Raw genomic sequence first — 25983 nt, 5'->3', positions numbered from 1 at the left:
CCTCACAAATGATCGTTGAGCGTAACCGCTTGCGCATGCACCGTCATGGGGTCTTCGGGCGGGCCGGCGTGCCAGCGGTGGCGCCAGGCGCTGCGCCAGAAGCGCGCGAACAGCAGCACCGCCGCCACGCTCAGGCCCGCGATCAGCCCCATCCACATGCCACGCGCGCCCAGGTCATGGCGGAAGGCCAGCCACCAGCCCACCGGCATGCCCACGCCCCAGTAGGCGAACAGGGTGATGCCCATCGGCACGCGGGTGTCCTTCAGTCCCCGCAGCGCGCCGTTGGACGCCACCTGGATGCCGTCGGAGAACTGGAACAGCCCGGCCAGCACCAGCAGTTGCGCGGCCAGGTTGATCACCGTGGCGTTGTCCGTGTACAGCGAGGCGATCGCATGCGGCAAGCCCAGCATCAGCCCGGCCGAGAGCAGTTGCGTGAGCAGCGCCAGGGCGATGCCGCAGAAGCCGGCGTAGCGGACGCCGCGCTCGTCGTTGCGCCCGACCGCATTGCCCACCCGCACGGTGATCGCCATCGCCATGCCCAGCGGGATCATGAAGAACACCGAGGCCACGTTGAGTGCCACCTGGTGGCTGGCCACCACGTTCTCGCCCATGGTGCCGATCAGCAACGCCGTGGCCACGAACAACCCGGCCTCGGCCAGTAGCGTCACCGCCATCGGCAGGCCGACGTGCAGCAACGCGCCGATGCGCCGCCAGTGCGGCCACTCGAAGCGCTCGAACAGGCGGAGCCCGCGATAGTTGGGATGCCACAGCACATAGGCGAGGAAACCCAGCATTTCCAGCCACAGCACGATCGCGGTGGCGATGCCGCAGCCACGCGCACCCTGCGGCGGCAGCCCGAGCTTGCCGAACATGAACACGTAGCCCAGCGGCGCCAGGATCGCCAGCCCGCCCAGGCTGAACATCATCGACGGGCGCGTCAGCGAAAGCCCCTCGGACAACCCGCGCAGCGTGAAATAGCAGGCCAGCGCCGGTGCGCCCCAGCTGATCGCATGCAGGAAGGCGTTGACGTCGTCGCGCAGGCTCGGCGTCACCCCGATCAGGTTGACCAGCGGCTCGGCATGGCGCACGCCGAACCACAGCAGCACGCCCAGCGCCACCGCCAGCCAGGCCGCCTGGCGGAACACCGCGCCCACGTCCGCGCGCCGGCCGGCGCCGTCGAGCTGGGCCACCGACGGTGGCACCGCCATCATCACGCCGATGCCGCTGACGATGGCCAGCGACCACACGCTGGTGCCCACCGCCACCGCGCCCAGCACGTGCGCGCTGAAATGACCCGAAAGCAGCGCGTCGACCACGTTGGTGCCGACCGCCGCCAGTTGCGCGAGCACCAGCGGCAGGGCCAGGCGCACGGTGGCGCCGACCTCATGCACGACACGCGCGCGGTCGATGGTTCTCATGGTTCCAGGATCTTCGAACGGCCGATCATTCTAGCCGAGTCGGCAGGGCTGCCCCGGCCGCCGCGCTGTGCCAAGATCGCACGCTTTCCAGAAAGACGTCGCGTCCATGAACGAGCTGAGCGAAGCCGGCACGCTGCATTGCGCCAACTGCGGAACGCCGCTCGAGGGCGAGTTCTGCCACCACTGCGGCCAGTCCGTGCACAGCGTGCTCAAGCCGGTGCACCACATGCTCGAAGACAGCATGGACATGTTCCTGCACGTGGACGGGCGCATCGTGCATACGCTGCCGCCGCTGTTCACCAAGCCGGGCTTCCTCACCCTGGAGTACTTCGCCGGGCGCCGGCAAAGCTATGTGGCGCCTTTCCGGCTGATGTTCGTGCTGTGCCTGCTGGCGTTCTTCGCCTTCCACATCGCGCTGGAATGGGGCGTGGCACGCGCCGAGGCAACCATGCAGAAGGCGCAGCTGACCGTCCAGGCCGATGCGTTCGCCGACGCGGACGACGCCGCGGAGGTGCGCGACGCCCTGCGGGAACGCCTGGACGGGCTGGCCACCGCCCGCCGGACCATGCCCGGCGCCATGTCCGGCGTGCTGGACGGCAAGGAGCACGAGCTGCGGCGCCTTGCCAACGCGCGGCTCGCCGCGCTGGGTGCCGCGCCGCTGGCCGCGGATTTCGGCGCGCCGGCCCCGGCCCGGGCCGTCCCGGCCGTGGCCGAAGAGCAACATCTGCCGAAAGTGGACGTTCCATGGCTGCCCGATTTTGCGGACCAGCGCCTGGCGCACCTGCTCGCCAACGTGAAGGCCAACGTGCACGACGCGTTCGACGATGCGTCCACGCCGGCCAAGCGTCACGAGGCACGCGCGCGGATGATCACGGGCATCTTCAGCCTGCTGCCGCAGGCGATGGTGGTGATGATCCCGATCTTCGCCCTGTTGCTGAAGCTGTTCTACGTGTTCCGGCGCCGGCTCTACATGGAGCACCTGATCGTGGCGCTGCACAGCCATGCCTTCCTGTTCCTGGCGCTGCTGCTGGTCGGCCTGCTGAGCCTGTTGTCTGCCTGGCTGCAGCCGTACGCGGGCTGGGCGAGCAGCGGCCTCAGCAATGTCGGGGCGGTGGTGCTGTGCTGGATGCCCGTCTACCTGCTGATCATGCAGAAACGCATCTATCGCCAGGGCTGGCCGATGACCCTGCTCAAGTACTGGTGCGTGGGCTGGTGCTATTTCTGGCTGCTGTTGGCGGTGCTGGGCGTGGCGATGCTGCTGGGCGCCGGGCACTGAAACCGGCGGCCGCCGGGCGTGGGTCGGACACTGCCTGTCATGGCGGTTTTGCACAGCGCCATGAACCTGTCAAGGCCGCTTCGGGAAGCATGAGCGGTACGTGAACACCGTCACATATGCTTTTGCAAGTCTTTGATTTTTATTACCTAAATTTACTGGTTATTTTTTGCCCAGCGCGTGCCCGAGGGCATCGTAACGGGGCTTTGACGGCGCTCTCCCCGGCCCGTCCACAGACTTATCCACAGCCTTTGTGGATAAGCGGAATTTCCGCCGGAGGAGAGTCACTTAGGCACGATTCCTAGATGACGCGGCAGCACGCCCGCGCGCGGCCGCAGGACACCGTCGGCGAGCCGCTACACTGGGCCGCCCACGAGGTGCCCATGCCCGCCGTCGTCCGCGTCGCCCTGCCGGTTCCACTCGCCCGCCTGTTCGACTACCTGCCGCCCGCCGGCGGCGTGGCGGTCGGCAGCCGCGTGCTGGTGCCGTTCGGGCGCAAGAAGATGGTCGGGGTGGTGGTCGCCACCGGGGTCGAGGCCGGGGTCGCCGGCGCGCGCCTGAAGGGCGTGCTGCGGGTACTGGACGAAGGTCCGCTGCTCGATGCCGAGCTGATGCAGACGCTCGCCTGGGCCGCCGATTACTGGCTGGCCGCGCCGGGCGAGGCCTATGCCAATGCGCTGCCGCTGGCGTTGCGCGAGCCGCGGGCGCTGCCGGAGACCCGCGAACCCTGCTACGCACTCACCCTCGCCGGACAGAGCGCGCGCGACGCGGGCAGCCGGCGCGGTTCCAGCCACGCGCTGCTCGAGCTGCTGGCCGGGGCTCCGCGCGGCGCCGGCGAGCTGGACATCGCCCTGCCCGGCTGGCGCGCCGCCGCGCGCCGCTTGCTGGCGGCGGGCCTGGTCGAGCAACGGACGCCCGCGCCGACCGCACCCACGCCGACGCCGGCGCCGCCACTGAGCACCGAGCAACAGGTGGCGGTGGAGGCCGTGGCGGCGGCCTTTGGCCGCTTCCAGCCGTTCCTGCTCGATGGCGTCACCGGCAGCGGCAAGACCGAGGTCTATCTGGCGCTGATCGCGCAGGCGCTGGCCGCCGGCCGGCAGGCGCTGTTGCTGGTGCCGGAGATCGGCCTGGCGCCGCAGACCGTGCGTCGCCTGCGCCAGCGGCTGGGCGTGCCGGTGGAGGTGATCCATTCCAATCTCGCCGACGGCGAGCGCGCGCGGGCCTGGCTGCGCGCCCGCAATGGCGAGGCCAGGGTGGTGCTGGGCACCCGTTCGGCGGTGTTCACGCCGCTGCCGCAGGCCGGCCTGATCGTGGTCGACGAGGAACACGACGGCGCCTACAAGCAGCAGGAAGGCTTCCGCTACCACGCGCGCGACCTGGCGCTGGTGCGCGCGCGCGCGCTGGGCGTGCCGGTGTTGCTGGGTTCGGCCACGCCCTCGCTGGAGTCGCTGGCCAACGTGGAGGCGGGCCGCTACCGCACGCTGCACCTGCGTGCGCGGCCCGGCGCGGCAAGGCCGCCGCAGGTGCAGATCGTCGACATGCGCGCGCAGCGGCTGGATCACGGCCTGTCGCCCGCGCTGCTGGCGGCGGTGGCCGATACGGTCGCACGCGGCGAGCAGGCGCTGGTGTTCCGCAACCGCCGCGGCTACGCACCGGTACTGCTGTGCCACGCCTGCGGCTGGCATGCCGAATGCCCCCGCTGCGATCGCCCGATGACTCTGCATGCGCGGCGCCGCGTGCTGATCTGCCACCACTGCGACCGCCACGCGCCGGTGCCCGCCGCCTGCCCCGCCTGCGGCGCCCTAGATCTCAAGCCCCAGGGCCAGGGCACCGAGCGGCTTGAAGAAGCCCTGACGGCGCGCTTCGCCGACGTGCCGGTGCTGCGCATCGACCGCGAGACCACCCGCCGCCGCGATGCCTTCGAACACTTGCTCGAGGGCCTGCACGAGGACGCTCCGGCGATCCTGGTCGGTACGCAGATGCTGGCCAAGGGCCATGACCTGCCCAACCTCACGCTGGTCGCCATCGTGGGTGTGGACGAGGGGCTGCACAGCATCGACTTCCGCGCCGGCGAACGGCTGGCGCAGCTGGTGGTGCAGGTGGCCGGGCGCGCCGGGCGCGCGCGCAAGCCCGGCCGCGTGCTGCTGCAGACCCATCATCCCGAACACCCGCTGCTGCGCGGCCTGCTCGCCCACGGCTACGCCGCCGCCGCGGGCGAGCTGCTGGTCGAGCGACGCCAGGCCATGCTGCCGCCGTACAGCCACCAGGCGCTGCTGCGGGTCGAGGCGCTCCAGCGCGAGGCGGTGGATGCCTTTCTCGGCGACGCGCATGCCGCGCTGGCGGCCGATCCCTCGTTGCGCATCGCCGGCCCGATGCCCGCGCCGATGCCGTTGCGCGCTGGACGCCATCGCGGGCAACTGCTGGTCGAGGCCGATACCCGTGGGCCGCTGCATGCGGCGCTGCGGCCCTGGCAGCATGTGCTGGCCGGGTTGCCGTCGGCGCGCAAGGTACGCTGGTCGCTGGATGTCGATCCGGTCGATCTGTACTAGGCGCCGGGCGGCTTGCCTTTTGTAGCGGTGGATCGTCCCCTGCCCTGCTTGCAGGGGACGCAGCCAGAGCCCCATTCGGTTCCGCACGCGCAGGTGGGACAATGGGCGGACGCATCCTTGCATGAGACAAGCCCATGGACGAAGGCCCGACGCCTCCCCACGTCGTGATCCTCGGCGGCGGTTTCGGCGGCCTGGCCGCCGCGCGCAAGCTGGCCGGCGCACCTGTGCGCATCACCCTGGTCGACCGGCGCAACCATCACCTGTTCCAGCCGCTGCTCTATCAGGTCGCCACCGCCGGACTGTCGGCGCCGTCCATCGCCGCGCCGCTGCGGCAGATCCTGCGTCGGCAGGACAACGTCACCGTGCTGCTGGACGAGGCGCTCGAGGTGGACCTCGCCGCGCGCCGCGTGCGTTTCGAGCACGGCACGCTGGACTATGATTTCCTCATCGTCGCCACCGGCGCCACGCACGCCTATTTCGGCCACGACGAATGGGCGCGCTGGGCGCCGGGCCTGAAGACGCTGGACGATGCCTTCGCGATCCGCCGCCGCGTGCTGCTCGCCTTCGAACGGGCCGAACGCGAAACCGATGCAGACCAGCGCCGGGCATGGCTCACCTTCGTGGTGGTCGGCGGCGGCCCGACCGGCGTGGAGCTGGCCGGCACGCTGGCCGAGATCGCCCGGCACACGCTGCCGCGCGAGTTTCGCCGCAGCGACCCCAGCGCCGCGCGGGTGCTGCTGGTGGAAGCCGGCCCGCGGCTGCTGGCGGCATTCGACCCGGCACTGTCGGCCAAGGCGCAGCGCCAACTCGAAGAGCTGGGCGTGGAGGTCCGCACCGGCACCGCGGTCACCGCCATCGACGGCGACGGGGTGTGCCTGGGCGATACGCCGCTGGCGGCCTACACGGTGCTCTGGGCCGCCGGCGTGGCCGCCTCGCCGCTGGGGCGTCAACTGGGTGCGCCGATCGATCGTGCCGGTCGCGTGCGGGTAGCCGGCGACCTCAGCCTGCCGGCGCATCCGGATGTGTTCGTCATCGGCGACCTGGCATGTGTCGAGCGCGGCGACGGTACGCTGGTGCCCGGCGTGGCGCCAGCCGCCAAGCAGATGGGCCAGTATGTGGCCGGCCGCATTCGCGGCCGTCTCGACGCCGACTCGACGCCCGCTCCGTTCCACTACAAGGACCAAGGCGCGCTGGCGACCATCGGCCGCATGGCCGCGGTGGCACAATTCGGACGGCTGCGGCTCTCCGGCCCGCCCGCCTGGTGGGTGTGGCTGGTCGCCCACATCTATTTCCTGATCGGCTTCCGTAACCGGCTGGTCGTGTTGCTGGACTGGGCCTGGGCCTACTGGACCTACCAGCGGCATGCCCGCATCGTCACCGGCGCCGACGCGGACGCCGTGCCCGCCGCGGACGAGCGGCCTTCCTGACCTCCCCCACTTCCGGACCCTGCCGTGCCTTCCCAACTCGAACAATTGCGCCAATACACCACCGTCGTCGCCGACACCGGCGACATCGACGCGATCGCCCGCTACAAACCGGTCGATGCCACCACCAACCCCTCGCTGCTGCTCAAGGTCGTTACCCAGCCGGCCTACGCATCGCTGCTGGACGAGTCGCTGGCCTGGGCCCGGTCACAGGGCAATGCGCGCGAGCAGCAGCTGGTGGACGCCGGCGACCATCTGGCGGTGGCGGTCGGGCGCAAGATCCTGGAGCTGATCCCCGGGCGCATCTCCACCGAGGTGGACGCGCGGCTGTCATTCGACACCGACGCCAGCATCGCCAAGGCCGAGCGGCTGATCGGGCTGTACGACGCCGAGGGTATCGGCCGCGACCGCGTGCTGATCAAGCTCGCCTCCACCTGGGAAGGCGTGTGCGCCGCGCGCGAACTGCAGCGCCGCGGGATCCAGTGCAACATGACCCTGCTGTTCGCCTTCGAGCAGGCGGTGGCCAGCGCCGAGGCCGGGGTGTTCCTGATCTCGCCGTTCGTCGGCCGCATCATGGACTGGTACGTGGCCAACACCGGGGTCAAGCAATATGCGCCGGATGAAGATCCGGGCGTGCAATCGGTGCGGCGCATCTACCGCTACTACAAGACCCACGGCTACGAGACCGTGGTGATGGGCGCGAGCTTCCGCAACGTGGGCCAGATCCACGCCCTGGCCGGCTGCGATCGCCTCACCATCAGCCCGGACCTGCTGAAGGAGCTTGATGCCTCCGACGAGGAACTGCCGCGGCGCCTGTCCGACGACGGCACCCGCACGCAACGCCCGCCGGCGATCGACGAGGCGCGCTTCCGCTGGGGCATGAACGAGGACGCGATGGCCACCGACAAGCTGTCCGAGGGGATCCGCAAGTTCGCAGCGGACCAGCGGCAGCTGGAGAAGCTGCTGGCCGAGCGGCTGTAACCGGTCTCGACACCCGCCCTTTGCAGGAGCCCACAAGTGGGCTCCTGCAAGGAGCGCCGATGGTCATGGCGGTGTTGCCGCGTCAAAGCAAAACGGCCCCTCGCGGGGCCGTTTTTGCACCGATGGCCGGATATCCTTCAGAACACCGCGCGCATCTTCTTCATCGCGTTCGCCTCGACCTGGCGGATGCGCTCGGCCGACACGCCGTACTCGTCGGCCAGGTCCTGCAGGGTGGCCTTGTCCTCGTTGAGCCAGCGCCGCTGGATGATGTCGCGCGAGCGATCGTCCAGCTTGGACAGCGCGCTGGAGAGCGTTTCCATCTGGTTATCGGCCTGGTCGGCGTCGGACACGTTGTCGTACGGATCGGCGCCGTCGTCGACCAGGAACGCCTCCGGCGCCGGGCGGGCATCGTCGTCCGCGTCGGTGGGGGCCTCGAAGCCGATGTCGCGGCCGGACAGGCGCGATTCCATCTCGCGCACGGTCGCCTCCGGCACGCCCAGGTCATGGGCCACCACGCGCACTTCCTCGGCGTTCATCCAGCCCAGGCGCTTCTTGCTCTTGCGCAGGTTGAAGAACAGCTTGCGCTGGGCCTTGGTGGTGGCGACCTTGACGATGCGCCAGTTGCGCAGGATGAACTCGTGCATTTCGGCGCGGATCCAGTGCACCGCGAAGCTGACCAGGCGCACGCCCTGGTCCGGGTCGAAGCGCTTGACCGCCTTCATCAGGCCGATGTTGCCTTCCTGGATGAGGTCGCCCAGTTGCAGGCCGTAGCCGGAGTAGCCACGCGCCACGTGCACCACGAAACGCAGGTGCGCCATGACCAGCTTCTTGGCCGAATTGAGGTCGTCCGCCTCGATGAAGCTGCGCGCCAGCGCCTGCTCCTCGTCGTGGCTGAGCACCGGGATCCGGTGCACGGCCGAAATATAGGCATCCAGGCTGCCGACGACGCTGGGAATCGGCAGGTTGGCGGTCACCAGGGCTTGGGACATGTGAAACCTCCGGTAAGTAAATCGCAGCTTAGCACTCCAATGTTGAGAGTGCTAAAGGGGCGAAAAGTTCGGCTGCGGGATTTATTGTACCGAATCGTACAGCAATGAAGGCGACACTGCCAGCCCTCGCCGCGCGGTCATGCGGCCATTGTTCACAACGGCGATCTATCGGCCGTGAACTGGCCACTCCGGGGCGGGCATCACTCCATTGCGGCCCCCGCCATGGCTCAGGTGCTCAACTCGGAACGCGGCGGCAGCGACCAGTCGATCGGCGCCTGTCCGCGGCTTTCCAGATAGCGGTTGGCCGCCGAGAAATGCCCGTTGCCGATGAAACCGCGGTGCGCCGACAGCGGCGAGGGATGGACCGAACTCAGCACCAGGTGTCGCGAGGGATCGACCAGCCTGCCCTTGCGCTGCGCATAGGCGCCCCACAGCAGGAACACCAGCCCCTCGCGCTCGCGGTCGAGCGCCTCGATGGCGGCATCGGTGAAACCTTCCCAGCCCTTGTTCTGGTGCGCGCCGGCATGACCCTGCTCGACCGTCATCACGCTGTTGAGCAGCAGCACGCCCTGGTCGGCCCAGGGCGTCAGGCAACCGTGGTCGGGACGGGGCAGGCCCAGGTCGCGCTCGATCTCGGCGAAGATGTTGGCCAGCGACGGCGGCACCCGCACGCCCGACCGCACCGAGAAACACAGTCCGTGCGCCTGGCCGGGGCCGTGATACGGATCCTGGCCCAGGATCACCACGCGCACCTTGTCGAACGGCGTGTGCGCGAACGCGTTGAAGATGTCCGGTCCCGGCGGGTAGAGCACCTTGCCGGCGCGCTTGCTCTCGCGCAGGAAGCCGGCCAGCGCGCGCATGTCCGGACGTTCCAGGTAATCGCCCAGGCGCGCCTTCCAGGAAGGCTCCAGGCGGATGCGCTCGGCCTCGGCCGTTTCTCTCACGACGCCCGCGTCCGCTCGCGCAGGTGCCGGGCCACGCGCAACTGGAACAGAAGCTTGGTCACCAGCAGTTTTTCCTCGACCGGCTTCTCGACCAGGTCGTTGGCACCGGCGCGCAGCAGCGCCGCCTGGTTGGCCGGATTCTCGTCGCCGGTCATCACCAGCACCGGCAACTGGCCCTTGCCGTAGCCGAACTGGCTGCGCACCCGGTCGAGCAGATCGCCGCCGGTGAGCTCGCCCTTCAGGCTGACATCGGTAAGCACCACGTCGGCGCCGATGTTGCCCTGGGCGCGATCGGTTTCCAGCATGGCCAGGGCGTCCTCGACGCTGACCACGTGGCGCACGGTCAAGCCGATCTTCTCCAGGATGCGGCGGGTGGCCAGCGCCACCACGCGGCTGTCCTCGACATAGAGCACGGTGCCCTCGGCGGTGGCTTCCGGGCGCACGTAGCCGCGGATGAAGTCGGCCAGGGCCTGGAAGCCCAGCGACTTGTCGAAATAGTCGGTGACGTGTTCGCCCAGCGTGCGCTTGTGCAGGCGGGTGTCGACGTCGCCGGAGACCACCACGATGGGCACGTAGGCCTGCGCCGATTCGCGCACGTGGCGGGCCAGTTCCAGCCCGTCCATGTCCGGCAGCCGCAGCGCGACGGTAACGAAGTCGAACGGACCCTGCTCGACCAGCTCGCGCGCCTCGGCGCCGCTGCCGCAACCGACCAGTTCGGCCTCCGGCAGCTCGGCCTTGAGCACGCGCGTGATCAGCTGCCGCACCACCTTGGAGCCGTCCACCACCAGCACCCGCGGAGCGGTGTCGGCGCTACGGCTGCCAATGCCTGCATTCATGCCCCACCCATCCACATCGAACACCCCGTGCGCCCCGCGCGCAACCCGGGGCTTATCTTGCACCATCACGCCGTTCGCCGGTTGCGAAGGCGGTCACCCGTTCGGTCATCGGCAACCGGACGCCGCGATCAGGCGGCCTTGCGCAGCTGCCATGCGCTGACCAGACGCGCGCCGATCCAGCCGAGCACGGCCGCCGCCAGCGGAGCGGCGAACAACAGCCACCAGGGCAGCGCGCCGAGGGTCAGGGCACCGCCATAGGCGCGGTCCAGCTCGGCGGCCGGGCCGGCCAGCGCCAGCTCGATCGCCAGCGCCAGCAGCGAGGCAAGCACGCCGCCGAACAAGCCGTACCAGATGCCCGCATACAGGTAGGGTCGGCGCACGAACGCGCGGCTGGCGCCGAGCAGCAGCAACACGCCGATTTCCTCGCTGCGGCTGGCGATGTCGGTGCGCACGGTGTTGCCGACCACCAGCAGCGCGGCCAGCGCGAGCAGTCCGGCCAACACCAGCACCACGCGGTGGCCCGCGCCCAGCAGTGCGTCGAGCCGCTGCCGCCACTGGCCGCTGTCCTGCACCAGGTCGACCGAGCGCTCGCTGCGCAGGGCCTGCACCAGCGCATCCACCGCGGCGGCATCCAGGCCGGCCCTGGGCTGAACCACCAGCACCCACGGCAGCGGATTGGCGTCGTCCAGCGCATGCACCGCGCCGGAGAACCCCTGCAACGTGGCCAGTTCGTCCAAGCCTTGCTGCGGGGTCTTGAGGGTCACCGCCGCCACGTCGGTGCGATCGCGCAACTCGCCGGCCAGCAACTTGGCTTGCGCGCCGGCCTGGTCGGCTTTCAGGAACACGCTGACAGCAGGGTTCTGGCCCAGCGCGCTACCCATCGCCTGCACGTTGGCCAACAACAGGTAGAACGCCAGCGGCAGTGCCAGCGCGAGGCCCAGCACCGCGACGGTCATCAGCGTGCCGAGCGGTCGCCCGCCGAGGCGGCGCAGGCTGGCGGCGGCGCTCCAGCCGTGGTGTTCGCGCCAGCCACCGAACCGGCGCGCCTGGCTGCGCTCGCTGCGCGGGACGGCGTTTTCCGGATCGACGGGCGCGTTCACAGCACTTCCTCTGAGGCGATGTCGGCCACCAGCCGGCCGTGGTCGAGCACCACCACGCGCTTGCGCATGCGCTTGATCAGCGGCAGGTCGTGGCTGGCCACCAGCACGGTGGTGCCGATGTCCTGGAACTCGGCGAACAGTCCCATGATCTCCACCGCCAGTTGCGGGTCGAGGTTGCCGGTGGGCTCGTCGGCGATCAGCACCGCCGGGCGCGCCACGATGGCACGGGCAATGCCCACGCGCTGCTGCTCGCCGGTGGACAGCGAGTCGGGCAATTGTCGCTCGTACGAAAGCAGGCCGACCTTCTCCAGCGCCGCGCGCACGCGACGGCTGCGTTCGGCCGGCGCGATGCCGCCAATCATCAGCGGCAGTTCGACATTGGCGAACACGGTGCGGTCCATCAGCAGCCGATGGTCCTGGAACACCATGCCCAGCCGGCGCCGCAGCCGGGGAATGCCGCCGCGGCCGACCTTGGCCAGGCTCTGGCCATCGACCACGATCTGCCCGTGCGAGGGCCGCTCGATCAGCGCGATCAGCTTGAGCAGCGTGCTCTTGCCGGCGCCCGAATGGCCGGTGACGAAGGCCATCTCGCCCGCCGCCACCTCGAAGGACAGTTGCGAGAGCGCCTCGTGGCCGCCCTCATAGCGCTTGCTCACCTGGTCGAAGCGGATCACCGCGTCTGGTTCCTTGTCGCGCACCAGCGGCAGAGGATACGGGATGCGCGCGGTGCTTGGCGCCCCCGTCCGCGCGCCGATTCCGGTTCTTCTGGCGAGGCGGCCCGCCGACGCCGGCGGGCATTCCGACGCAGGCGTTGCGTTGTGCGGCCGCGGAAACGTTATTCGTCGGTGTCGCGCGGCTTGATCAGCCAGCGCACCGCCAGCACGCCGACTTCGTAGAGCAGGCACATCGGCACGGCCAGCATGATCATCGAGGTGATGTCCGGCGGCGTGATCACCGCCGCGATCGCGAACGCACCGACGATGGCGTAGCGGCGGATGCTGCGCAGCTTGGCCACGTCCACCACGCCGACCGCCGCCAGGATCACCACCGCCACCGGCACCTCGAAGCACAGGCCGAAGGCGAAGAACATCAGCATGACGAAATCGAGGTAGTGGGTGATGTCGGTCATCATCTCCACACCCTCGGGCGTCACCGCGGTGAGGAAGCGGAACGCCGCCGGCAGCACCAGGAAGTAGGCGAATGCGCAGCCGATGTAGAACAGCGCCAGTGCCGCCAGCAGCAGCGGCCGCGCCAGGCGCTTCTCGTGGCGGTACAGGCCGGGGCTGATGAACGCCCACAACTGGTAGAGGATCACCGGCATGCTGACGAACAGCGAGGTGTAGAAGGCCAGCTTCAGCGGCGTGATGAACGGGCTGGCGACCTCGGTGGCGATCAGGTGCGAGCCCTGCGGCAGCCGCTCCACCAGCGGCTCGGCCAGCAGCGAATAAAGCCGGTTGGCGAAGGGAATCAGCGCCAGCAGCACGATCAGCACCATCGCCGTCGCCTTGAGCAGGCGCGAGCGCAGTTCGATCAGATGGGAGAACAGGCCCTGCTGCAGGTCGACCTGCGGCTCGGACTCAGGCGATGCCATGCGGGGGTTCCTTCACCGGCGCGTGCTCGGGGTCTTGCGCAAACAGATCGCCCGTCAACGTGTCGCGCTCGGGCGGCGCCTCGTCGGCGGGCGCGAGCTGCTCCGAAGGCTCCTGGTCCAGGCGCATCGGTTCGCCGGCGGCCGGCGGGGACTCCGGATCGGGCTGCGCCGCGGCGGCCACGGAACCGACTGCCTCGCGCACCTCGCGCGCCGTGGCGTTCATCTGCGTCTGCGCCGCCTCGGCGCGCGCGGCGGCCTGGCGCGCAGTGCGCTTGATCTCCTCCACTTCCAGTTCGCGCTCGACCTCGGCGCGCACGCTGTCCCAGCTGTTGCGCACGCGGCGCACCAGCGCGCCGGCCGTGCGTGCGGCGCCGGGCAGCTTCTCCGGGCCGAGCACGAGCAGCGCGATGAGCGCCAGCAGCAGCAGCTTGCCGAAGCTGATCTCGATCATGGTCGCGCCACCGCGCGCTTACTTGGTTTCGCTGGTGTCGCGCGCCTTGCTGGCCGTGTCCTGCGTCGGCGGCGGATCGGCGCGCAGATGCTCCTGCGCCTTGCGCTTGGCTTCCGCTTCGTCCTCGTCGTCACCCTGCATGGCCTTCTTGAAGCCGCGCAGGGCGTTGCCCAGGTCCGGGCCGATCTTCGAGAGCTTGCCGGTACCGAAGATCACCAGCACCACGACCAGCAGGATGATCCAATGCCAAAAACTGTCCAGACCCATGACTTCAAACCTCTGACGGACTATGCCGAAAACGTTGGGGTTGCCAGGCGCTATGCCAGCAACGCGATCAACGCGCAGTGTACTCCTCGAGCTGGTCGCGGAAGTCCACGACCGGGCTCGGCACGTTGCTCACGCCGCCTTCGAAGATGCGCCGCGGGGTGATGCCCTCGCCGTACACGGCGGCGTTGGCGTCGTAGTCGATGCGCAGCACCGAGCCGTCCACCGCCACGCCGGCGAACAGGCCACGCGAGCGCGAGTAGGAATAGATCTCCGCTTTCATCTGCGCGTCGGTGGAGGCACTGGCGGTGCGCCCGACCGGGCCGGCCGCGGCGGCGGCATCGGCGCCGACGGTGAACTTGCCGTGGACGATCGAATCGACCCCGCGCTGGGTGCGGAACACCAGGACCACGTCGGTCGCCGACACGCCAGCCTGGAAACCCACGCTGCCGCCGGTGAGCGTGATGAAGCTGGGGTTGGACCAGGTGCCGTCGCGGGTCTTCACCGAGATCAGGCCTTCGCCGCGACGGCCACCGAAGATGAAGCCGGCCTTGACCATGTCCGGGATCACCGCGATCGCCTTGGCGTTGCCCAGCAGGTCCTTCGGGATCGCCTTGTCCGGCGCCTGCATGATCTCGTGCAGCACGCGCACCGCGTTCTGCGCGCGTACCAGCGGCGGATCCTCGGCATGGGCGGCCATCGCGGGCAGCCACAGCGCCAGCGCGATCAGCGAACAACGACGCAATGCCTTGAACATGGGGTACTCCTTTGGCGGGTTGCCGGGGCGCGCCGGACGGCTTGTGGCAGACTCCATCGCCTGCACGCCGCCGATGCCTTCGATGTCACAGCACGACCACTATACCGGCCCTTCAGACCACGCCCCTGACCAGAACGTTCAGCCAGGCGCTGCCTGCGAGACGGGCGTGCTGCTGGTCAACCTGGGCACGCCCGAGGCGCCCACGTCGCGCGCGCTCAAGCCCTACCTGGCCGAGTTCCTGGGCGATCGCCGGGTGATCGATTACCCGCGCTGGCGGTGGTGGCCGATCCTGCAGGTGATCCTGGCGATCCGCCCCCGCCGCTCGGCGCATGCCTACGCACGTATCTGGAGCGAGGCCGGCTCGCCCTTGCGCGTGCTGAGCGAAGCGCTGGCCGGGGCGCTACAGGCGGAACTGGCCGGCCAGGCGCACGTGGCGCTGGCGATGCGCTACGGCGCGCCGTCGGTGGCCGCGAAGATCGCAGAGCTGCAGGCGGCCGGCGTGCGCCGGCTGCTGGTGCTGCCGCTGTACCCGCAGTATTCGGCCACCTCCACCGGCTCGGTGATCGACGCGGTGGCCGACGCGTTGAAGGCGCTGCGCTGGCCGCCGGAACTGCGGCTGATCAACGATTACCACGACGATCCGGCGCATATCGAGGCGCTGGCGCGGCGCATCGAGCGCTGGTGGGGCGAGCACGGCCGCAGCGAGAAGCTGCTGCTGTCCTTCCACGGCATTCCCGAACGCTACGTGCGGCTGGGCGACCCCTACCTGGCGCACTGTCAGGCCACCGCCGCGCGGTTGCGCCAGCGGCTGGGCCTGGATTCGACGCAACTGCTCGTAAGCTTCCAGTCGCGGGTGGGTCGCGAGCCGTGGCTGCAGCCGTATACCGACGCTACCGTGCGGCGGCTCGCCGGCGAGGGGATCAGGCGACTGGACGTGGCCTGCCCCGGCTTCGCGGTGGACTGCCTGGAGACGCTGGAGGAAATCGCCATGCAAAACCGCGATTTCTTCGTCGAGGCCGGCGGCGAGGAGCTGCGATATATCCCGGCGCTCAACGATTCGCCCGAGCAGGTGGCCAGCCTGGCCGTACTGGTCCGGCGACATGCACAGGGCTGGCCCGGTTTCGGCGGCAGCCCGTAAACGGATCGGCCAGGTAGGGTGGGCTTCAGCCCACCGTCGCGGGATGCCGGACCAAAGCCGGCCCTGCGCGCGGATCAGCGGGTTTGCCGCAAACCCAACCAGTCCTCGGCGCGCACGAGCATGTCGGCCAGCGGCGTGCGCAACAGCAACACGCCCAGCCCCAGTCCGACCAGGTCGGCCAGCACGTCCCAGGCGCTGGCATCGTCCGGATCGGCCGGCCATTGCGCGCATTCGATCAGCACGCCGAATGCCAGGCACGCCGCCGCCACGCCGAGCCGCACGCCGGTGCGGCGGTAGACGTTGCCCCACCAAAGCATCAACCCGGCGAAGGCGGCCACGTGCAGCAGCTTGTCGCCCTCGGGCGTCAGCGAGATCGCCATCGCGGTGAGCTGGCGCGTCACCGGCAGCAGCGCGGAGGCCAGCACCGCCAGCATCAGCAGCAAGCCCAGCACCGACCAGCCGGTGCGCCAATGGGGCACGGGGGCCGCGGCCGGGTTCACAGCCGCCCGCCCTGGTCGGCCGCGAGCAGTTCGGCGGCCAGCGGCACCACCTCCAGACCGCGCGCGAACAGCATCGCCTGAAAGCGCTCGCCCATCTGTTCGGGCATCGTCAGCCGGCGCACTTCCTGCGCCAGCCGATGCCGGGCCAGGTCATCGCCCGCCTCGGCGTAGGCGCGTTCGAACGCCGACTGCAGGCCGCTGGCAAGCAGGAACTGCGCCTGCGGCAGATAGGCAGCCACGCCGAAGCCGGCGCTGTTGCCGGCCTCGGCCAGGGCGGTGAAGTCGACCGAGGCGGTCAGGTCGTTCAGGCCCGGCCAGTGCAACGGGTCGTTGTGCGCGTGGTGGCGGTAGTGCGCCATCAGCGTGCCGTCGGTGCGCTCGGGCAGGTAGTACTCGCGGCGTACGTAGCCGTAGTCGATGAACAGCATCACCCCCGCCTCGAGCGTACCGGCCACGGCCTGGACCCAGTACGGCAGCTGCGGCAACACCTCCGAACGGTAACCGTCGGCGAACGCACCGCCAAGGTCGCGCTCCAGATGACGCACCGCGCCGCTGACCAGTGCATCGGCCGGGCGGTCGGTGCGCATCAGCCGGCCTTCGCCGTCGAGTGCGACGTGTTCCTCGTAGACCTCGCCCGCGCGCAGGGTGAAGCGCGTGGTCGGCAGTGCGTCGACCACCTCGTTGGCGAACAGCACGCCGCGCCAGCTTTCCTCGGGCGGGCGGTCCAGCCAGGCCACCCGCGCGTTCAGCCCGGCCGGCAGCGCCGCGGCGAGCCGCCCGCGCTGGCGCTCGCGCAGGTCGGCGCTGGGTTCGAGGATGAAATAGCGGCGCGGCAGCGTGCCGGCCTCGGCGAAGGCCCGCAGCGCCGCTTCGGCGAACGCGCCGGTGCCGCCGCCGAGCTCCAGCACGTCGGCCTCCTCGCCCAGCATCGCCAGCATCGGTTGCACCGCGTTTGCCACGCACTGCGCAAACATGCCACCCAGTTCCGGCGCGGTGACGAAATCGCCACCCTCGCCGAATTTGGTCTTGCCGGCGCTGTAGTAGCCCAGCCCTGGCGCGTACAGGCAGCGCTCCATGTACTGGGCGAACGGGATCGGCCCCTGCGAGGCGATCTGGCTGCGCAGCAGCTGCAACAGGCGATCGGAATGGGTGCGCTCGTCGGGACCGGGATCGGGGAGTCGGGAGGCCATGCGTCGGGTGCGTAGTCAAACCAAAAGAGTAGCCGATGGCGTGTCAGCCCCGCGGCAAGGCGCCGTCCCTGTAGGAGCCCACGTGTGGGCTCCTACAAAAAAACGCATCCGGCTCAGAAATCCTTCTGCACGCTCAGGTACACCCCACGCCGCGGGCCGAACTGCGGCGCGCCCACGCCGATGCCACTGCCGTCGCGCAGCTCGTAGCCGCGGTCCAGCGCATTGATCAGGGCCAGTTGGGTGTGCAGGTCGCCAAGGCGGTCGAAGGCGAAATCGTGCGCCACGCTCAGGTTGAGCTGGAAGTACGCTGGCAGGTGGTCGCCGTTGGGCACTTCGCCGTCGCGGCGCAGGCCGCTGCCGAACAGGTAGTCCGCGCCGATCCGCGTGCGCTCGCCGAGCGCGACGCTGAAGCCGCCGGAGGAGGCCAGTTTCTGGTCGTGGTCCAGCGCGATCCAGTGCTCGGCCACGTAGGCCAGGTCGTCCGGGTCGAAGTTGTACTGGCTGGTGATGATGCCCTTGCCGACCGCCTTGCTGAGCGCGACGTTGAAGTACGCCGACAGCGGGCCGGCGCTGTAGTCGGCGGTGAACTCCACGCCCTTGACCCGCCCCTTGGCGAGATTGAAGGTCGAGTACACCAGCGCCGAGCCGAACTGGCCCTCGTCCTGCAGGCGATCGACCTTGCGGTAGTAGCTGTCCAGGCCCAGCGTCCAGGCGCTGCCGAGGCTCTGCTGGACGCCCACGTCGAAGTAGTCCGAACGCTCGGCCAGCGGGGTGTTGTTGCCCAGGTCCGGCACCGCGTTGGTGGTGCCGTCGAAGCGCGCGATGTTCTCGCTGGTGATCATCTCGCTCGCCGGCGGCGTGAAGTAGCGCGCGTAGCCGGCGTGCACCACGGTGCTGTCGGTGGCCTGCCACACCACGCCCAGGCGCGGGCTCAACTGGCTCTCGGTGCGGGTCAGCTGGTAGCGGTCGCCGCGCAGGCCGAGGTTGAGCGTCCAGGCCTCGCCCAGGCTCCATTCGTCCTGCACGTACGCCGACCAGGTGCGGGCGGTGAGCCCACCGTCGTCGACGATGTTCAACGGCGTGGTGCTGGCCTGGTTGCCCTGGGCGTCGGCCGGGAACACCCAGGCGTCGTTGCCGCTGGCGGCGTGTTCGAAGCTGCCGTAGAGGCCATAGCGCAAGGTGTGGTCATCGCCCAGCGGGGTGGCGAAATCCGTCTGCAGGGTGCTGGCGCGGTTGCTGCGGGTGACGTGGGTGGCCACGCCGTTGAACATCAGCTCGCCGACCCGGTCGGGCGCGTAGTCGACCGCGGTGTAACGCTGGCCCAGCGAGACCTGGTAGTCGGTGCGGCCGAGCTTGCCCTGCAGGGCAAGGATGCCGAAACGCGTGTTCTCGCGCTGGCGTGCGTCCATGGTCGCCGAATCGAACGCGGTACGGTCGAGGTAGCCGAACTGCGGCTGCTGGCCCGGCACGTTGGGGATCTCGAAGCGGTTGTTCGCCGCGCCGAACAGGAAGCTCAGCCGCGTGTCGGCGTCGAGCAGGTAGCTGACGTCGCCGAAGCCCTTGGCCTGGTTGGTGTGGTCGTGGATCGGCTTGCGGCTGGCGGTGGGGTTTTCGATGCCGGCGTCGTTTTCCAGATAGTTGGCGGTAACGAACGCGCTCCATCGATCGCTGCTACCCCACAGCGAAACGTTCGGGTTGAGCGTGCCGAAGGAGCCGCCGGTCACGCCGACGCTGCCGCCGTTGCCGAGCTGGTGGCCGCTCTTGGTGGTGATGTCGACCACCGCGGCGGTGCGCAGGCCGTATTGCGCCGGCAGCGCGCCGTCGAGCAGCTTGATGCTGCGGATGGTGCGCGCATCCAGCGTCTGGCCGAAGCCGGAGATCGATTCGGGCACGATCACGCCGTTGATGCGGTACTGCAGGTTGCCGTGGTCGCCGCGCACGTGCAGGCCGCCATAGGAGTCCTGCACCACGCCCGGCGCCTGCAGCAGCACCTGGTTGACCGGCGTGGACGCGCCCAGCGGCAACTGCGCGATGGCCTGCTGGTCGATCACGTACTGGCTGGAGCCGGTGTCCGGCGAGAGCGCGTTGCGCGACAGGTCCAGCGCGGCGCTGACGTCGACCGTGCCCAGTTGCCGCACTTGCGCAGGGGCGGGCACGACGGCGGCATCGCCATCGCCCGGCGCCACGGCGGCGACGGCGGGACTCAGGGCGAGGGCAAGGCTCAGGGCAAGCAACGTACGGGTCATCGGCGGGCGGTCCAGAGGCGGGGTAAGTGGAATGTTATAATATAACTCTCACGACCGACCTAGGCCGGAAGTCACGCCGTGGCCCATGCCTCATTCACGGGTCGTCGCCCACACTGGTCGTCCCGTTCGCCAGGAGCAGCCATGGCCGATCCGCCCACCCAGGTCCCCGCCGTACCCGCCCCGGTCGAGCATGGCCGGATCACCGCCGCGATCCTCGATTTCGCCAGCCAGATCCCCGGCAGCCACGTGCATCGCGGCATCCATCCGGAAGCGCAGGCACGCGAGCTGGCCTCCCAGGCCGCGCGCAAGGCGGCGCTCACCGCCGGTTCGCTGGCGCTGCCGCCGGGCCCGCTGGGCTGGCTGACCGTGCTGCCGGAGCTGGTGGCGATCTGGCGCATCCAGGCACAGATGGTCAGCGACATCGCCGCCGCCTTCGGCCAGCACGCCAGCCTGGGCCGCGAGCAGATGCTGTGGTGCCTGTTCCGGCACACCGCGGCGCAGGCGTTCCGCGACCTGGTGGTGCGGATGGGCGACCGGTTGTTGTTCCGCCGGCTCTCGGCCACGCTGGCCGAGCGGGTGGCGCGGCGGATCGGTGTCAGCCTGTCGCAGCGCGCGGTCGGCGCCGGCATCTCGCGCTGGTTGCCGGTGGTCGGCGCAGCCGGGGTGGGCGCCTACGCCTGGTACGACACGCGCAGCGTGGCGCGTACCGCGATCGACCTGTTCGGCAGCGGCAGCCTGGTGCGCACCGAACCGCTGGCGGAGAGCGGCGAGGTGATCGAGCCCGACGCGGACGCCCGGGAGCCCGGCCCATAGAAATCGCTTAGCTTCAGCCGCAGGAGCGATGACGCCCCGGCCGCTTTGCGGCAAGCTCGGCGCATGGATACCGCAACCGCTCCCGTCGCGCTGGTCACCGGCGCCGCACGCCGCGTCGGCGCCAGCATCGCCCGCACCCTGCACGCGGCCGGCTACGACCTGGCGTTGCACTACCGCCATTCGGCCGATGACGCCGACGCGTTGATGGCGGAGCTGGAGCGCGCGCGCCCCGGCAGCACGCTGGGCATTCAGGCCGACCTGGCCGACGTGGCGCACCTGCCGGCGCTGGTCGAACAGGTGCTGGCGCGCTACGGCCGGCTGGACGCACTGGTCAATAACGCCTCCGCGTTCTATCCCACGCCCATAGGCAATGCCACGCCAGCGCAATGGAACGAGCTGTTCGCCTCCAATGCGCAGGCACCGTTTTTCCTGGTCCAGGCCGCCGGCCCGGCGCTGCGCGAGGCGCGCGGCGCCATCGTCAACCTGATCGACATCTACGCCGAGCGCGCGCTGCCCGGACACCCCATCTACGTGATGGCCAAGGCCGCGCTGGCCGCGATGACCCGCACCCTGGCGCAGGACCTCGCCCCCGAGGTGCGCATCAACGGCGTCGCCCCCGGCGCGGTGCTGTGGCCGGCCGAAGGCAAGGATTACGACGATCGCGCCACGCTGCTGGCGCGCACCCCGCTGCAGCGCGCCGGCACGCCGGAGGATGTCGCCTCCGCCGTGCTGTGGCTGCTGCGCGATGCCCCCTTCGTCACCGGCCAGATCATCCGCGTGGACGGCGGCCGCACTCTCGCCGTGTAACCAGCCCTGCGTCTGTAGCGGCCCACTTGTGGGCGATGCTCTGTGACGTGACCTCAGAGCCAGGGCATCGCCCACCAGTGGGCCCCTGCAAGGTCGAGGCTTATTTCTTCTTCTGGCGGAAGGCGCCTTCCAGCAGCGCCGGGTCGAAGCCGGCACCGACCACGCCGTCCTCGGCGTAGCGGTACAGCGCCGCGGCATAGATACCTTGCAGCGAGGCCTGTACCAGGCTGAGCAGCATCAGGCCGAGCACCGCCACGATCACCGCGACCAGCACCGCCGGCATCGAATGCAGCGCGAACGCACCGCCGACCAGCGCCGCGCCCAGCAGCAGGGCGACGAAGGTGACCAGGGTAAACACCGCGCCCAGGCCCACGTTGCCGATCAGGTTCTCACCCCAGGTGCGCTTGAGCAGGTCCACGCTGCGCTTGACCGCATCGACCGGCCCGACCGACTGGCTGGCCAGCACCGGCACCACCAGGAACGTCGCCACGGTCCAGGCCAGGCCGAGCAGGCCGACCATCAACCGCCCGATCAGGCCCAGCCGTTCCTGCAGGGCGCGCAGCAGCAGGCCTACCGTGGCGGCGATCAGCGCATAGCCCAGGATGGCGGCCCAGCGCGAGCGCGCCAGGGCCAGCCCATCGGACAGGCTGGTGGGTTCACCGCGCAGGTGGCGCAACGCGCAACCGGCCAGCGCCGTGTTGAAGAACACGATGACGAAGTACTGCACCAGGTAGAAGGCGAACATCACCAGCCAGGTGGCCGGCGACCAGCGGTCGTGGTCGATCGCGGCGCCGTCGCTGGCGACCGCCACGACCGCCACCGGGATCATGAAGCTCGCCGCCACCACCAGCGAACACAGCCCCGACAGCAGCGGAAAGGCCAGCAGCGCCTTGTCCGACCGCAACACCGCGGCGCTCGCCTTCATCAGGGCCCAACTACGCGCAAACTTGCCAGCCATCGGTTTCCCCCTTCGCTCCGTGAATACCCGCTGCCTTTCTAGCACCGGCCGGGCCCGCCAGCCAGATCCTGCAGGGGCCCACTGATGGGCGATGCTCTTGCCTTGATGCCCACCAAAAGCGTCGCCCACCAGTGGGCTCCTACAAGGGCACGGGCTCGAGCGGCTCGCTGTCATGCGGAAACGCCGCCCACAGCTCGCCCATGCTGCGCCCATCGAGCGGATGGCGCAGATCCGGCGCAATGTCCGCCAGCGGCCGCAGCACGAAGGCATGGCGCAGTTCCCTGCGAGGAATCTGCAGGTGGCCAGGCCCGTCCACCACGCGCCGGTCATACAGCACGATGTCCACGTCCAGCGTGCGATCGGAGTAGCGCGGCACGTCGCGGCGACGGCCGTGGCGATCCTCCAGCGCGTGCAGCCAGTCGTTCAGCGCCTCGGGCTCCAGTGCGGTATCGAGTGCCACCGCCAGGTTGACGAAATCAGCGCCATCGAAGCCCACCGCACGACTGCGGTAGGCTGCCGACACCGTGATCTCGCCGAAGCGTGCGCGCAGTTCGTCCAGCGCCGCGCGCAGGTGGCGCTGCGGCTCGAGGTTGGAGCCCAGGCTGAGATAGGCGCGCGCCATCGCTCAGGCTCCGGCAAGCGCCGCGGCGGCAGGTGCGCGCGCCGGCCCCGCCGCGATGAGCCCCGTGCGCACGTCCTGCCCCGAGGGCTGCTGGTACAGCGCCAGTCCGAACTCCGGCAGCAGCGCGAACAGGTGGTCGAAGATGTCCGCCTGGATGCCCTCGTACTCGGCCCAGGCCACCGTATTGGTGAAGCAGTAGAGCTCCAGCGGGATCCCTTGAGGCCCGCTGGCCAGCTGGCGCACCAGGCAGAACAGGCCGTGGTGGATGCGTGGATGTCCGTCCAGATAGGCCTGCACGTAGGCGCGGAAGGTGCCCAGGTTGGTCAGTCGACGACGGTTGGCCGGCACCGTGCCGGCTTCGCCCAGCGCCTGGTTCCACTGCGCCACGTCGCGGGTCTTCGGCGGCAGGTAGTCGGCCAGCAGGCGCAGGCTGGACAGCCGCGCGATCTGTGCGTCGTCCAGGAACTGCACGCTGGCCGCGTCGATGGCCAGCGCGCGCTTGATCCGCCGCCCGCCGGTCTCCTGCATGCCGCGCCAGTTCTTGTAGGAGTCCGAGATCAGCCGCCAGCTCGGGATGCTGGTGACGGTCTTGTCCCAGTTGCGCACCTTGACCGTGTGCAGGGCGATGTCGATCACGTCGCCATCGGCGTTGAGCTGCGGCATCTCGATCCAGTCGCCCACGCGCAGCATGTCGTTGGACGACAGCTGCACGCCGGCGACGAAGCCCAGGATGGTGTCCTTGAAGATCAGCATCAGGACCGCCGACATCGCGCCCAGTCCGGACAGCAACAGGCCCACCTGCTTTCCGGTCACCGCCGCGATCACCACCAGCGCGCCGACCAGGAACAGGCCCAGCTTGATCAGCTGCAACACCCCCTTGATCGAGCGCTGCTGGCCGGCCGGCGTCTGCCGGTAGACGTCCTCCGCCGCCGACAGCGCGGCATCGAGCGCCATCACCACGCATAGCACTACCAGCGCCAGCATCGCCTTGCCCACCACCGCCTCGGCCGTTTCCGGCACGCCCGGCACCAGCGCGAGGCCGTATTGCACCGCCAACGGCGGCACCAGCCGCGCCAGCCAGCGGAAGGCGCCGCGTTGCAACAGCGCGTCGTCCCAGTGCCACGCGGTGCGCCGGGCCAGGCCGCGCACCAGCCGCAGCAGCAGGCGACGGCACAGCTCGCCGGCCAGCCAGGCCAGCAGCAACAGCGCCAGCACACCCAGCAGCGTGCGCATCCAGGGATGGTCGATCAATTCGGACATGGGCGTCGGTTTCCTCTTCGGCTCGGCGCGCGCGGGCGCGTCCGGGCGGCCTCGGGCCGCGGGTGGCGCCGCTGGCGCCAGCGAATGGTTATTGCGGCCGGACGCCGCGCTCGATGCGCACGCCCACCGAGCGCGCGCCGCGCACGGCGCCGGGCTTGGACAGCTTCAACCGCACCCAGGCCACGCCGAACTCCTCGCGGATGATCGTCGCGCAGCGCTCGGCCAGTGTCTCGACCAGGCCGAAGCTGGAACTGCCGACGTACTCGATCAGCCGCTTGGACACGTCCTTGTAGTTGAGCGTGTGCGCGATGTCGTCGCTGGCGGCCGGCACGGTGTTGTCGAACGCCATTTCGATGTCGAACGCGAGCGTCTGGCGCACGCGCCGCTCCCAGTCGTAGATGCCGATCACCGCGTCGATGCGCAGGTCTTCGATGAAAACGATATCCATCGCACCAGTCTAGGCCATTCGCCTTTTGTAGGAGCCCTACACGACCGGCTGCAGGCTTTCGAGGTCCCACCGCGGCGACACGCGCACCGCCTCGTCCTGGCCCTGCCCCGCGGCCAGCCGGATCGCGCCGGCCAGCGCGATCATCGCGCCGTTGTCGGTGCAGAACTGCAAGCGCGGGAAGTAGGTGCGGAAACCGTCCTTTTCGCCGGCCGCCGCGAGCGTCTCGCGCAGCCGCTTGTTGGCGCCGACGCCGCCGGCGATCACCAACCGCTGCGTGCCGGTGGCTTCCAGCGCCCGGCGACACTTGATCACCAGCGTGTCGACGATGGCCTCCTCGAAGCCGCGGGCGACGTCGGCGCGGGTCTGTTCGGCCTGGTCCGATTTCTGCCAGGCCAGCAGCACCTGGGTTTTCAGGCCCGAAAAGCTGAAATCCAGCCCCGGCCGGTCGGTCATCGGACGGGAAAAACGGAACGCACCCGGCCGGCCCTGTTCGGCCAGCTTCGCCAGCGCCGGCCCGCCTGGGTACGGCAGGCCCATCAGCTTGGCGGTCTTGTCGAAGGCCTCGCCGGCGGCGTCGTCCAGGGTGTCGCCAAGCAGGTGGTACTGGCCGATCGCCCTGACCTCGACCAGCATCGAATGCCCGCCGGATACCAGCAGCGCCACGAACGGCGGCTCCGGCGGATCGGCCTCCAGCAGCGGCGCCAGCAGATGGCCCTCCATGTGGTGTACGCCGATCGCCGGCACGTCCAGCGCCCAGGCCATCGCCCGCGCCGCGGCCGCGCCCACCAGCAGCGCGCCGACCAGGCCGGGCCCGGCGGTATAGGCCACGCCGCCGAGGTCGGCGGGCGTCATGCCCGCCTGCGCCAGCACTTCGCGCACCAGCGGCATCAGCTTGCGCACGTGGTCGCGGCTGGCCAGTTCCGGCACCACGCCGCCGTACTCGGCATGCAGCTTGATCTGGCTGTACAGGGTGTGCGCCAGCAGGCCGCGACCGGGCGCCCCGGGCTCCCAGCGCAGCACCGCCACGCCGGTCTCGTCGCAGGAGGTCTCCACGCCGAGCACGGGGCGGCCCAGGACGGGCTTGCTGGACATGTTTGAAAGTTCGCTGGTATGCACGCTATACTTCGCGGCTCGCCCTATTTCTCAAGGCGCGCCAGGTTGGCGGGCCAGTTTACCACCCGGAGTTTTCATGCCCAGCGTAAAAGTTCGCGAGAACGAGCCGTTCGAGCTTGCCCTGCGCCGTTTCAAGCGTACCTGCGAAAAGGCCGGCGTCCTCGCCGAGACCCGCAAGCGGGAGTTCTACGAGAAGCCGACCCAGGAGCGCAAGCGCAAGCGTGCCGCCGCGGTGAAGCGCCACCTGCGTCGCCTCTCGCGCGACGTTTCGCGCAAGACCCGGATGTATTGATTCCCGCTGCCGCTGCGTA

26 protein-coding genes are annotated in these 25983 nt (G+C 69.8%); 8 read left to right on the top strand and 18 right to left on the bottom strand.

Annotation, left to right across the window (positions count from 1 at the left end; all coding sequences use genetic code 11):
- Nucleotides 1-2 precede the first annotated feature (2 nt).
- Nucleotides 3-1418 carry an MATE family efflux transporter gene (locus tag OSC30_RS03095; RefSeq protein WP_267170358.1) on the bottom strand — a complete coding sequence of 472 codons (1416 nt, stop codon included), beginning with the start codon at nucleotides 1416-1418 and terminating at the stop codon, nucleotides 3-5.
- A 106-nt stretch (nucleotides 1419-1524) separates the two neighbouring features.
- Here OSC30_RS03095 and OSC30_RS03090 point away from each other — a divergent pair, with 106 nt between their 5' ends.
- The 4 genes from OSC30_RS03090 to tal all read left to right on the top strand — a co-directional run bounded on the left by OSC30_RS03090 (nucleotide 1525) and on the right by tal (nucleotide 7645).
- A complete protein-coding gene (locus OSC30_RS03090) occupies nucleotides 1525-2694 on the top strand; it encodes a DUF3667 domain-containing protein (RefSeq protein WP_267170357.1) in 1170 nt (389 codons plus the stop codon).
- 380 nt (nucleotides 2695-3074) lie between these two features.
- The gene (locus tag OSC30_RS03085) at nucleotides 3075-5240 is read left to right on the top strand and encodes a primosomal protein N' (protein ID WP_267170356.1); all 2166 of its coding nucleotides are present in this window, start codon (nucleotides 3075-3077) and stop codon (nucleotides 5238-5240) included.
- A gap of 134 nt (nucleotides 5241-5374) precedes the next feature.
- Nucleotides 5375-6667, top strand: coding sequence for an NAD(P)/FAD-dependent oxidoreductase (locus tag OSC30_RS03080; protein ID WP_267170355.1), 1293 nt, complete (start codon nucleotides 5375-5377; stop codon nucleotides 6665-6667).
- A gap of 24 nt (nucleotides 6668-6691) precedes the next feature.
- Complete coding sequence (gene tal, locus OSC30_RS03075; protein WP_267170354.1) at nucleotides 6692-7645, top strand: transaldolase; 954 nt, start codon at nucleotides 6692-6694, stop codon at nucleotides 7643-7645.
- A 137-nt stretch (nucleotides 7646-7782) separates the two neighbouring features.
- Here tal and rpoH read toward each other — a convergent pair whose 3' ends face one another.
- The 9 genes from rpoH to OSC30_RS03030 form a co-directional block, all read right to left on the bottom strand.
- A complete protein-coding gene (gene rpoH, locus OSC30_RS03070) occupies nucleotides 7783-8634 on the bottom strand; it encodes an RNA polymerase sigma factor RpoH (protein ID WP_267170353.1) in 852 nt (283 codons plus the stop codon).
- A gap of 227 nt (nucleotides 8635-8861) precedes the next feature.
- Complete coding sequence (gene ung / locus OSC30_RS03065) at nucleotides 8862-9578, bottom strand: uracil-DNA glycosylase (RefSeq protein WP_267170352.1); 717 nt, start codon at nucleotides 9576-9578, stop codon at nucleotides 8862-8864.
- A complete protein-coding gene (locus OSC30_RS03060) occupies nucleotides 9575-10414 on the bottom strand; it encodes a response regulator (protein WP_267170351.1) in 840 nt (279 codons plus the stop codon). The genes ung and OSC30_RS03060 overlap by 4 nt, the downstream gene beginning before the upstream one ends.
- 128 nt (nucleotides 10415-10542) lie before the next feature.
- Nucleotides 10543-11514 (bottom strand): permease-like cell division protein FtsX, encoded by a 972-nt coding sequence (gene ftsX, locus OSC30_RS03055; protein WP_267170350.1) that lies wholly within the window; start codon nucleotides 11512-11514, stop codon nucleotides 10543-10545.
- Nucleotides 11511-12188 carry a cell division ATP-binding protein FtsE gene (ftsE, locus tag OSC30_RS03050; RefSeq protein WP_267170349.1) on the bottom strand — a complete coding sequence of 226 codons (678 nt, stop codon included), beginning with the start codon at nucleotides 12186-12188 and terminating at the stop codon, nucleotides 11511-11513. The genes ftsX and ftsE overlap by 4 nt, the downstream gene beginning before the upstream one ends.
- 161 nt (nucleotides 12189-12349) lie before the next feature.
- Nucleotides 12350-13105 (bottom strand): twin-arginine translocase subunit TatC, encoded by a 756-nt coding sequence (gene tatC / locus OSC30_RS03045; protein ID WP_267170348.1) that lies wholly within the window; start codon nucleotides 13103-13105, stop codon nucleotides 12350-12352.
- A complete protein-coding gene (gene tatB, locus OSC30_RS03040; RefSeq protein ID WP_267170347.1) occupies nucleotides 13092-13556 on the bottom strand; it encodes a Sec-independent protein translocase protein TatB in 465 nt (154 codons plus the stop codon). Before tatB ends, tatC begins: the two co-directional genes overlap by 14 nt.
- Nucleotides 13557-13574: 18 nt before the next feature.
- Nucleotides 13575-13823, bottom strand: coding sequence for a twin-arginine translocase TatA/TatE family subunit (gene tatA / locus OSC30_RS03035; RefSeq protein ID WP_267170346.1), 249 nt, complete (start codon nucleotides 13821-13823; stop codon nucleotides 13575-13577).
- Nucleotides 13824-13890: 67 nt separating this feature from the next.
- The gene (locus OSC30_RS03030) at nucleotides 13891-14577 is read right to left on the bottom strand and encodes a lipid-binding SYLF domain-containing protein (RefSeq protein ID WP_267170345.1); all 687 of its coding nucleotides are present in this window, start codon (nucleotides 14575-14577) and stop codon (nucleotides 13891-13893) included.
- An 82-nt stretch (nucleotides 14578-14659) separates the two neighbouring features.
- On the opposite strand from OSC30_RS03030, the gene hemH reads away from it, so the two are divergent.
- Nucleotides 14660-15715 (top strand): ferrochelatase, encoded by a 1056-nt coding sequence (hemH, locus tag OSC30_RS03025; protein ID WP_267170486.1) that lies wholly within the window; start codon nucleotides 14660-14662, stop codon nucleotides 15713-15715.
- A 74-nt stretch (nucleotides 15716-15789) separates the two neighbouring features.
- Here the strand turns inward: hemH and OSC30_RS03020 are convergent, their stop codons facing one another.
- From OSC30_RS03020 to OSC30_RS03010, 3 genes are all read right to left on the bottom strand, one after another.
- Nucleotides 15790-16194, bottom strand: coding sequence for a VanZ family protein (locus tag OSC30_RS03020; protein WP_267170344.1), 405 nt, complete (start codon nucleotides 16192-16194; stop codon nucleotides 15790-15792).
- A gap of 17 nt (nucleotides 16195-16211) precedes the next feature.
- Nucleotides 16212-17405, bottom strand: coding sequence for a class I SAM-dependent methyltransferase (locus tag OSC30_RS03015; protein ID WP_267170343.1), 1194 nt, complete (start codon nucleotides 17403-17405; stop codon nucleotides 16212-16214).
- Between the two features lie 113 nt (nucleotides 17406-17518).
- Nucleotides 17519-19651 (bottom strand): TonB-dependent receptor, encoded by a 2133-nt coding sequence (locus OSC30_RS03010; RefSeq protein WP_267170342.1) that lies wholly within the window; start codon nucleotides 19649-19651, stop codon nucleotides 17519-17521.
- Between the two features lie 141 nt (nucleotides 19652-19792).
- On the opposite strand from OSC30_RS03010, the gene OSC30_RS03005 reads away from it, so the two are divergent.
- The gene (locus OSC30_RS03005; RefSeq protein WP_267170341.1) at nucleotides 19793-20464 is read left to right on the top strand and encodes a hypothetical protein; all 672 of its coding nucleotides are present in this window, start codon (nucleotides 19793-19795) and stop codon (nucleotides 20462-20464) included.
- Nucleotides 20465-20527: 63 nt separating this feature from the next.
- Nucleotides 20528-21271 carry a pteridine reductase gene (locus tag OSC30_RS03000; RefSeq protein WP_267170340.1) on the top strand — a complete coding sequence of 248 codons (744 nt, stop codon included), beginning with the start codon at nucleotides 20528-20530 and terminating at the stop codon, nucleotides 21269-21271.
- Between the two features lie 100 nt (nucleotides 21272-21371).
- On the opposite strand, the gene OSC30_RS02995 is transcribed toward OSC30_RS03000, so the two are convergent.
- From OSC30_RS02995 to tsaD, 5 genes are all read right to left on the bottom strand, one after another.
- On the bottom strand, nucleotides 21372-22229 hold the full coding sequence (locus tag OSC30_RS02995; protein ID WP_267170339.1) for a DUF6159 family protein: 858 nt from the start codon (nucleotides 22227-22229) through the stop codon (nucleotides 21372-21374).
- A gap of 139 nt (nucleotides 22230-22368) precedes the next feature.
- On the bottom strand, nucleotides 22369-22851 hold the full coding sequence (gene folK, locus OSC30_RS02990; protein ID WP_267170338.1) for a 2-amino-4-hydroxy-6-hydroxymethyldihydropteridine diphosphokinase: 483 nt from the start codon (nucleotides 22849-22851) through the stop codon (nucleotides 22369-22371).
- 3 nt (nucleotides 22852-22854) lie between these two features.
- A complete protein-coding gene (locus tag OSC30_RS02985; RefSeq protein WP_267170337.1) occupies nucleotides 22855-24111 on the bottom strand; it encodes a mechanosensitive ion channel family protein in 1257 nt (418 codons plus the stop codon).
- 88 nt (nucleotides 24112-24199) lie between these two features.
- A complete protein-coding gene (folB, locus tag OSC30_RS02980; RefSeq protein ID WP_267170336.1) occupies nucleotides 24200-24559 on the bottom strand; it encodes a dihydroneopterin aldolase in 360 nt (119 codons plus the stop codon).
- Between the two features lie 36 nt (nucleotides 24560-24595).
- A complete protein-coding gene (gene tsaD, locus OSC30_RS02975) occupies nucleotides 24596-25651 on the bottom strand; it encodes a tRNA (adenosine(37)-N6)-threonylcarbamoyltransferase complex transferase subunit TsaD (RefSeq protein WP_267170335.1) in 1056 nt (351 codons plus the stop codon).
- A gap of 97 nt (nucleotides 25652-25748) precedes the next feature.
- Here tsaD and rpsU point away from each other — a divergent pair, with 97 nt between their 5' ends.
- A complete protein-coding gene (gene rpsU, locus OSC30_RS02970) occupies nucleotides 25749-25964 on the top strand; it encodes a 30S ribosomal protein S21 (RefSeq protein WP_055999514.1) in 216 nt (71 codons plus the stop codon).
- Nucleotides 25965-25983 lie beyond the last annotated feature (19 nt).

Source organism: Frateuria hangzhouensis (genome assembly GCF_026410505.1).
Lineage (GTDB): Bacteria > Pseudomonadota > Gammaproteobacteria > Xanthomonadales > Rhodanobacteraceae > Frateuria_A > Frateuria_A hangzhouensis.
This window is presented reverse-complemented; position numbering and strand designations above follow the sequence as displayed.

Excerpts from the sequence above, each read along its gene's own strand:
- OSC30_RS03010 (WP_267170342.1), bottom strand. The coding sequence starts at position 19,651 with ATGACCCGTACGTTGCTTGCCCTGAGCCTTGCCCTCGCCCTGAGTCCC.
- OSC30_RS03030 (WP_267170345.1), bottom strand. The coding sequence starts at position 14,577 with ATGTTCAAGGCATTGCGTCGTTGTTCGCTGATCGCGCTGGCGCTGTGG.
- OSC30_RS03060 (WP_267170351.1), bottom strand. The coding sequence starts at position 10,414 with ATGAATGCAGGCATTGGCAGCCGTAGCGCCGACACCGCTCCGCGGGTG.
- OSC30_RS03090 (WP_267170357.1), top strand. The coding sequence starts at position 1,525 with ATGAACGAGCTGAGCGAAGCCGGCACGCTGCATTGCGCCAACTGCGGA.
- OSC30_RS02985 (WP_267170337.1), bottom strand. The coding sequence starts at position 24,111 with ATGTCCGAATTGATCGACCATCCCTGGATGCGCACGCTGCTGGGTGTG.
- folB (WP_267170336.1), bottom strand. The coding sequence starts at position 24,559 with ATGGATATCGTTTTCATCGAAGACCTGCGCATCGACGCGGTGATCGGC.
- tatA (WP_267170346.1), bottom strand. The coding sequence starts at position 13,823 with ATGGGTCTGGACAGTTTTTGGCATTGGATCATCCTGCTGGTCGTGGTG.
- hemH (WP_267170486.1), top strand. The coding sequence starts at position 14,660 with ATGTCACAGCACGACCACTATACCGGCCCTTCAGACCACGCCCCTGAC.
- rpsU (WP_055999514.1), top strand. The coding sequence starts at position 25,749 with ATGCCCAGCGTAAAAGTTCGCGAGAACGAGCCGTTCGAGCTTGCCCTG.
- OSC30_RS03005 (WP_267170341.1), top strand. The coding sequence starts at position 19,793 with ATGGCCGATCCGCCCACCCAGGTCCCCGCCGTACCCGCCCCGGTCGAG.
- OSC30_RS03095 (WP_267170358.1), bottom strand. The coding sequence starts at position 1,418 with ATGAGAACCATCGACCGCGCGCGTGTCGTGCATGAGGTCGGCGCCACC.
- OSC30_RS03085 (WP_267170356.1), top strand. The coding sequence starts at position 3,075 with ATGCCCGCCGTCGTCCGCGTCGCCCTGCCGGTTCCACTCGCCCGCCTG.
- OSC30_RS03015 (WP_267170343.1), bottom strand. The coding sequence starts at position 17,405 with ATGGCCTCCCGACTCCCCGATCCCGGTCCCGACGAGCGCACCCATTCC.
- OSC30_RS03080 (WP_267170355.1), top strand. The coding sequence starts at position 5,375 with ATGGACGAAGGCCCGACGCCTCCCCACGTCGTGATCCTCGGCGGCGGT.
- tatB (WP_267170347.1), bottom strand. The coding sequence starts at position 13,556 with ATGATCGAGATCAGCTTCGGCAAGCTGCTGCTGCTGGCGCTCATCGCG.
- tsaD (WP_267170335.1), bottom strand. The coding sequence starts at position 25,651 with ATGTCCAGCAAGCCCGTCCTGGGCCGCCCCGTGCTCGGCGTGGAGACC.
- tatC (WP_267170348.1), bottom strand. The coding sequence starts at position 13,105 with ATGGCATCGCCTGAGTCCGAGCCGCAGGTCGACCTGCAGCAGGGCCTG.
- folK (WP_267170338.1), bottom strand. The coding sequence starts at position 22,851 with ATGGCGCGCGCCTATCTCAGCCTGGGCTCCAACCTCGAGCCGCAGCGC.
- rpoH (WP_267170353.1), bottom strand. The coding sequence starts at position 8,634 with ATGTCCCAAGCCCTGGTGACCGCCAACCTGCCGATTCCCAGCGTCGTC.
- OSC30_RS02995 (WP_267170339.1), bottom strand. The coding sequence starts at position 22,229 with ATGGCTGGCAAGTTTGCGCGTAGTTGGGCCCTGATGAAGGCGAGCGCC.
- OSC30_RS03000 (WP_267170340.1), top strand. The coding sequence starts at position 20,528 with ATGGATACCGCAACCGCTCCCGTCGCGCTGGTCACCGGCGCCGCACGC.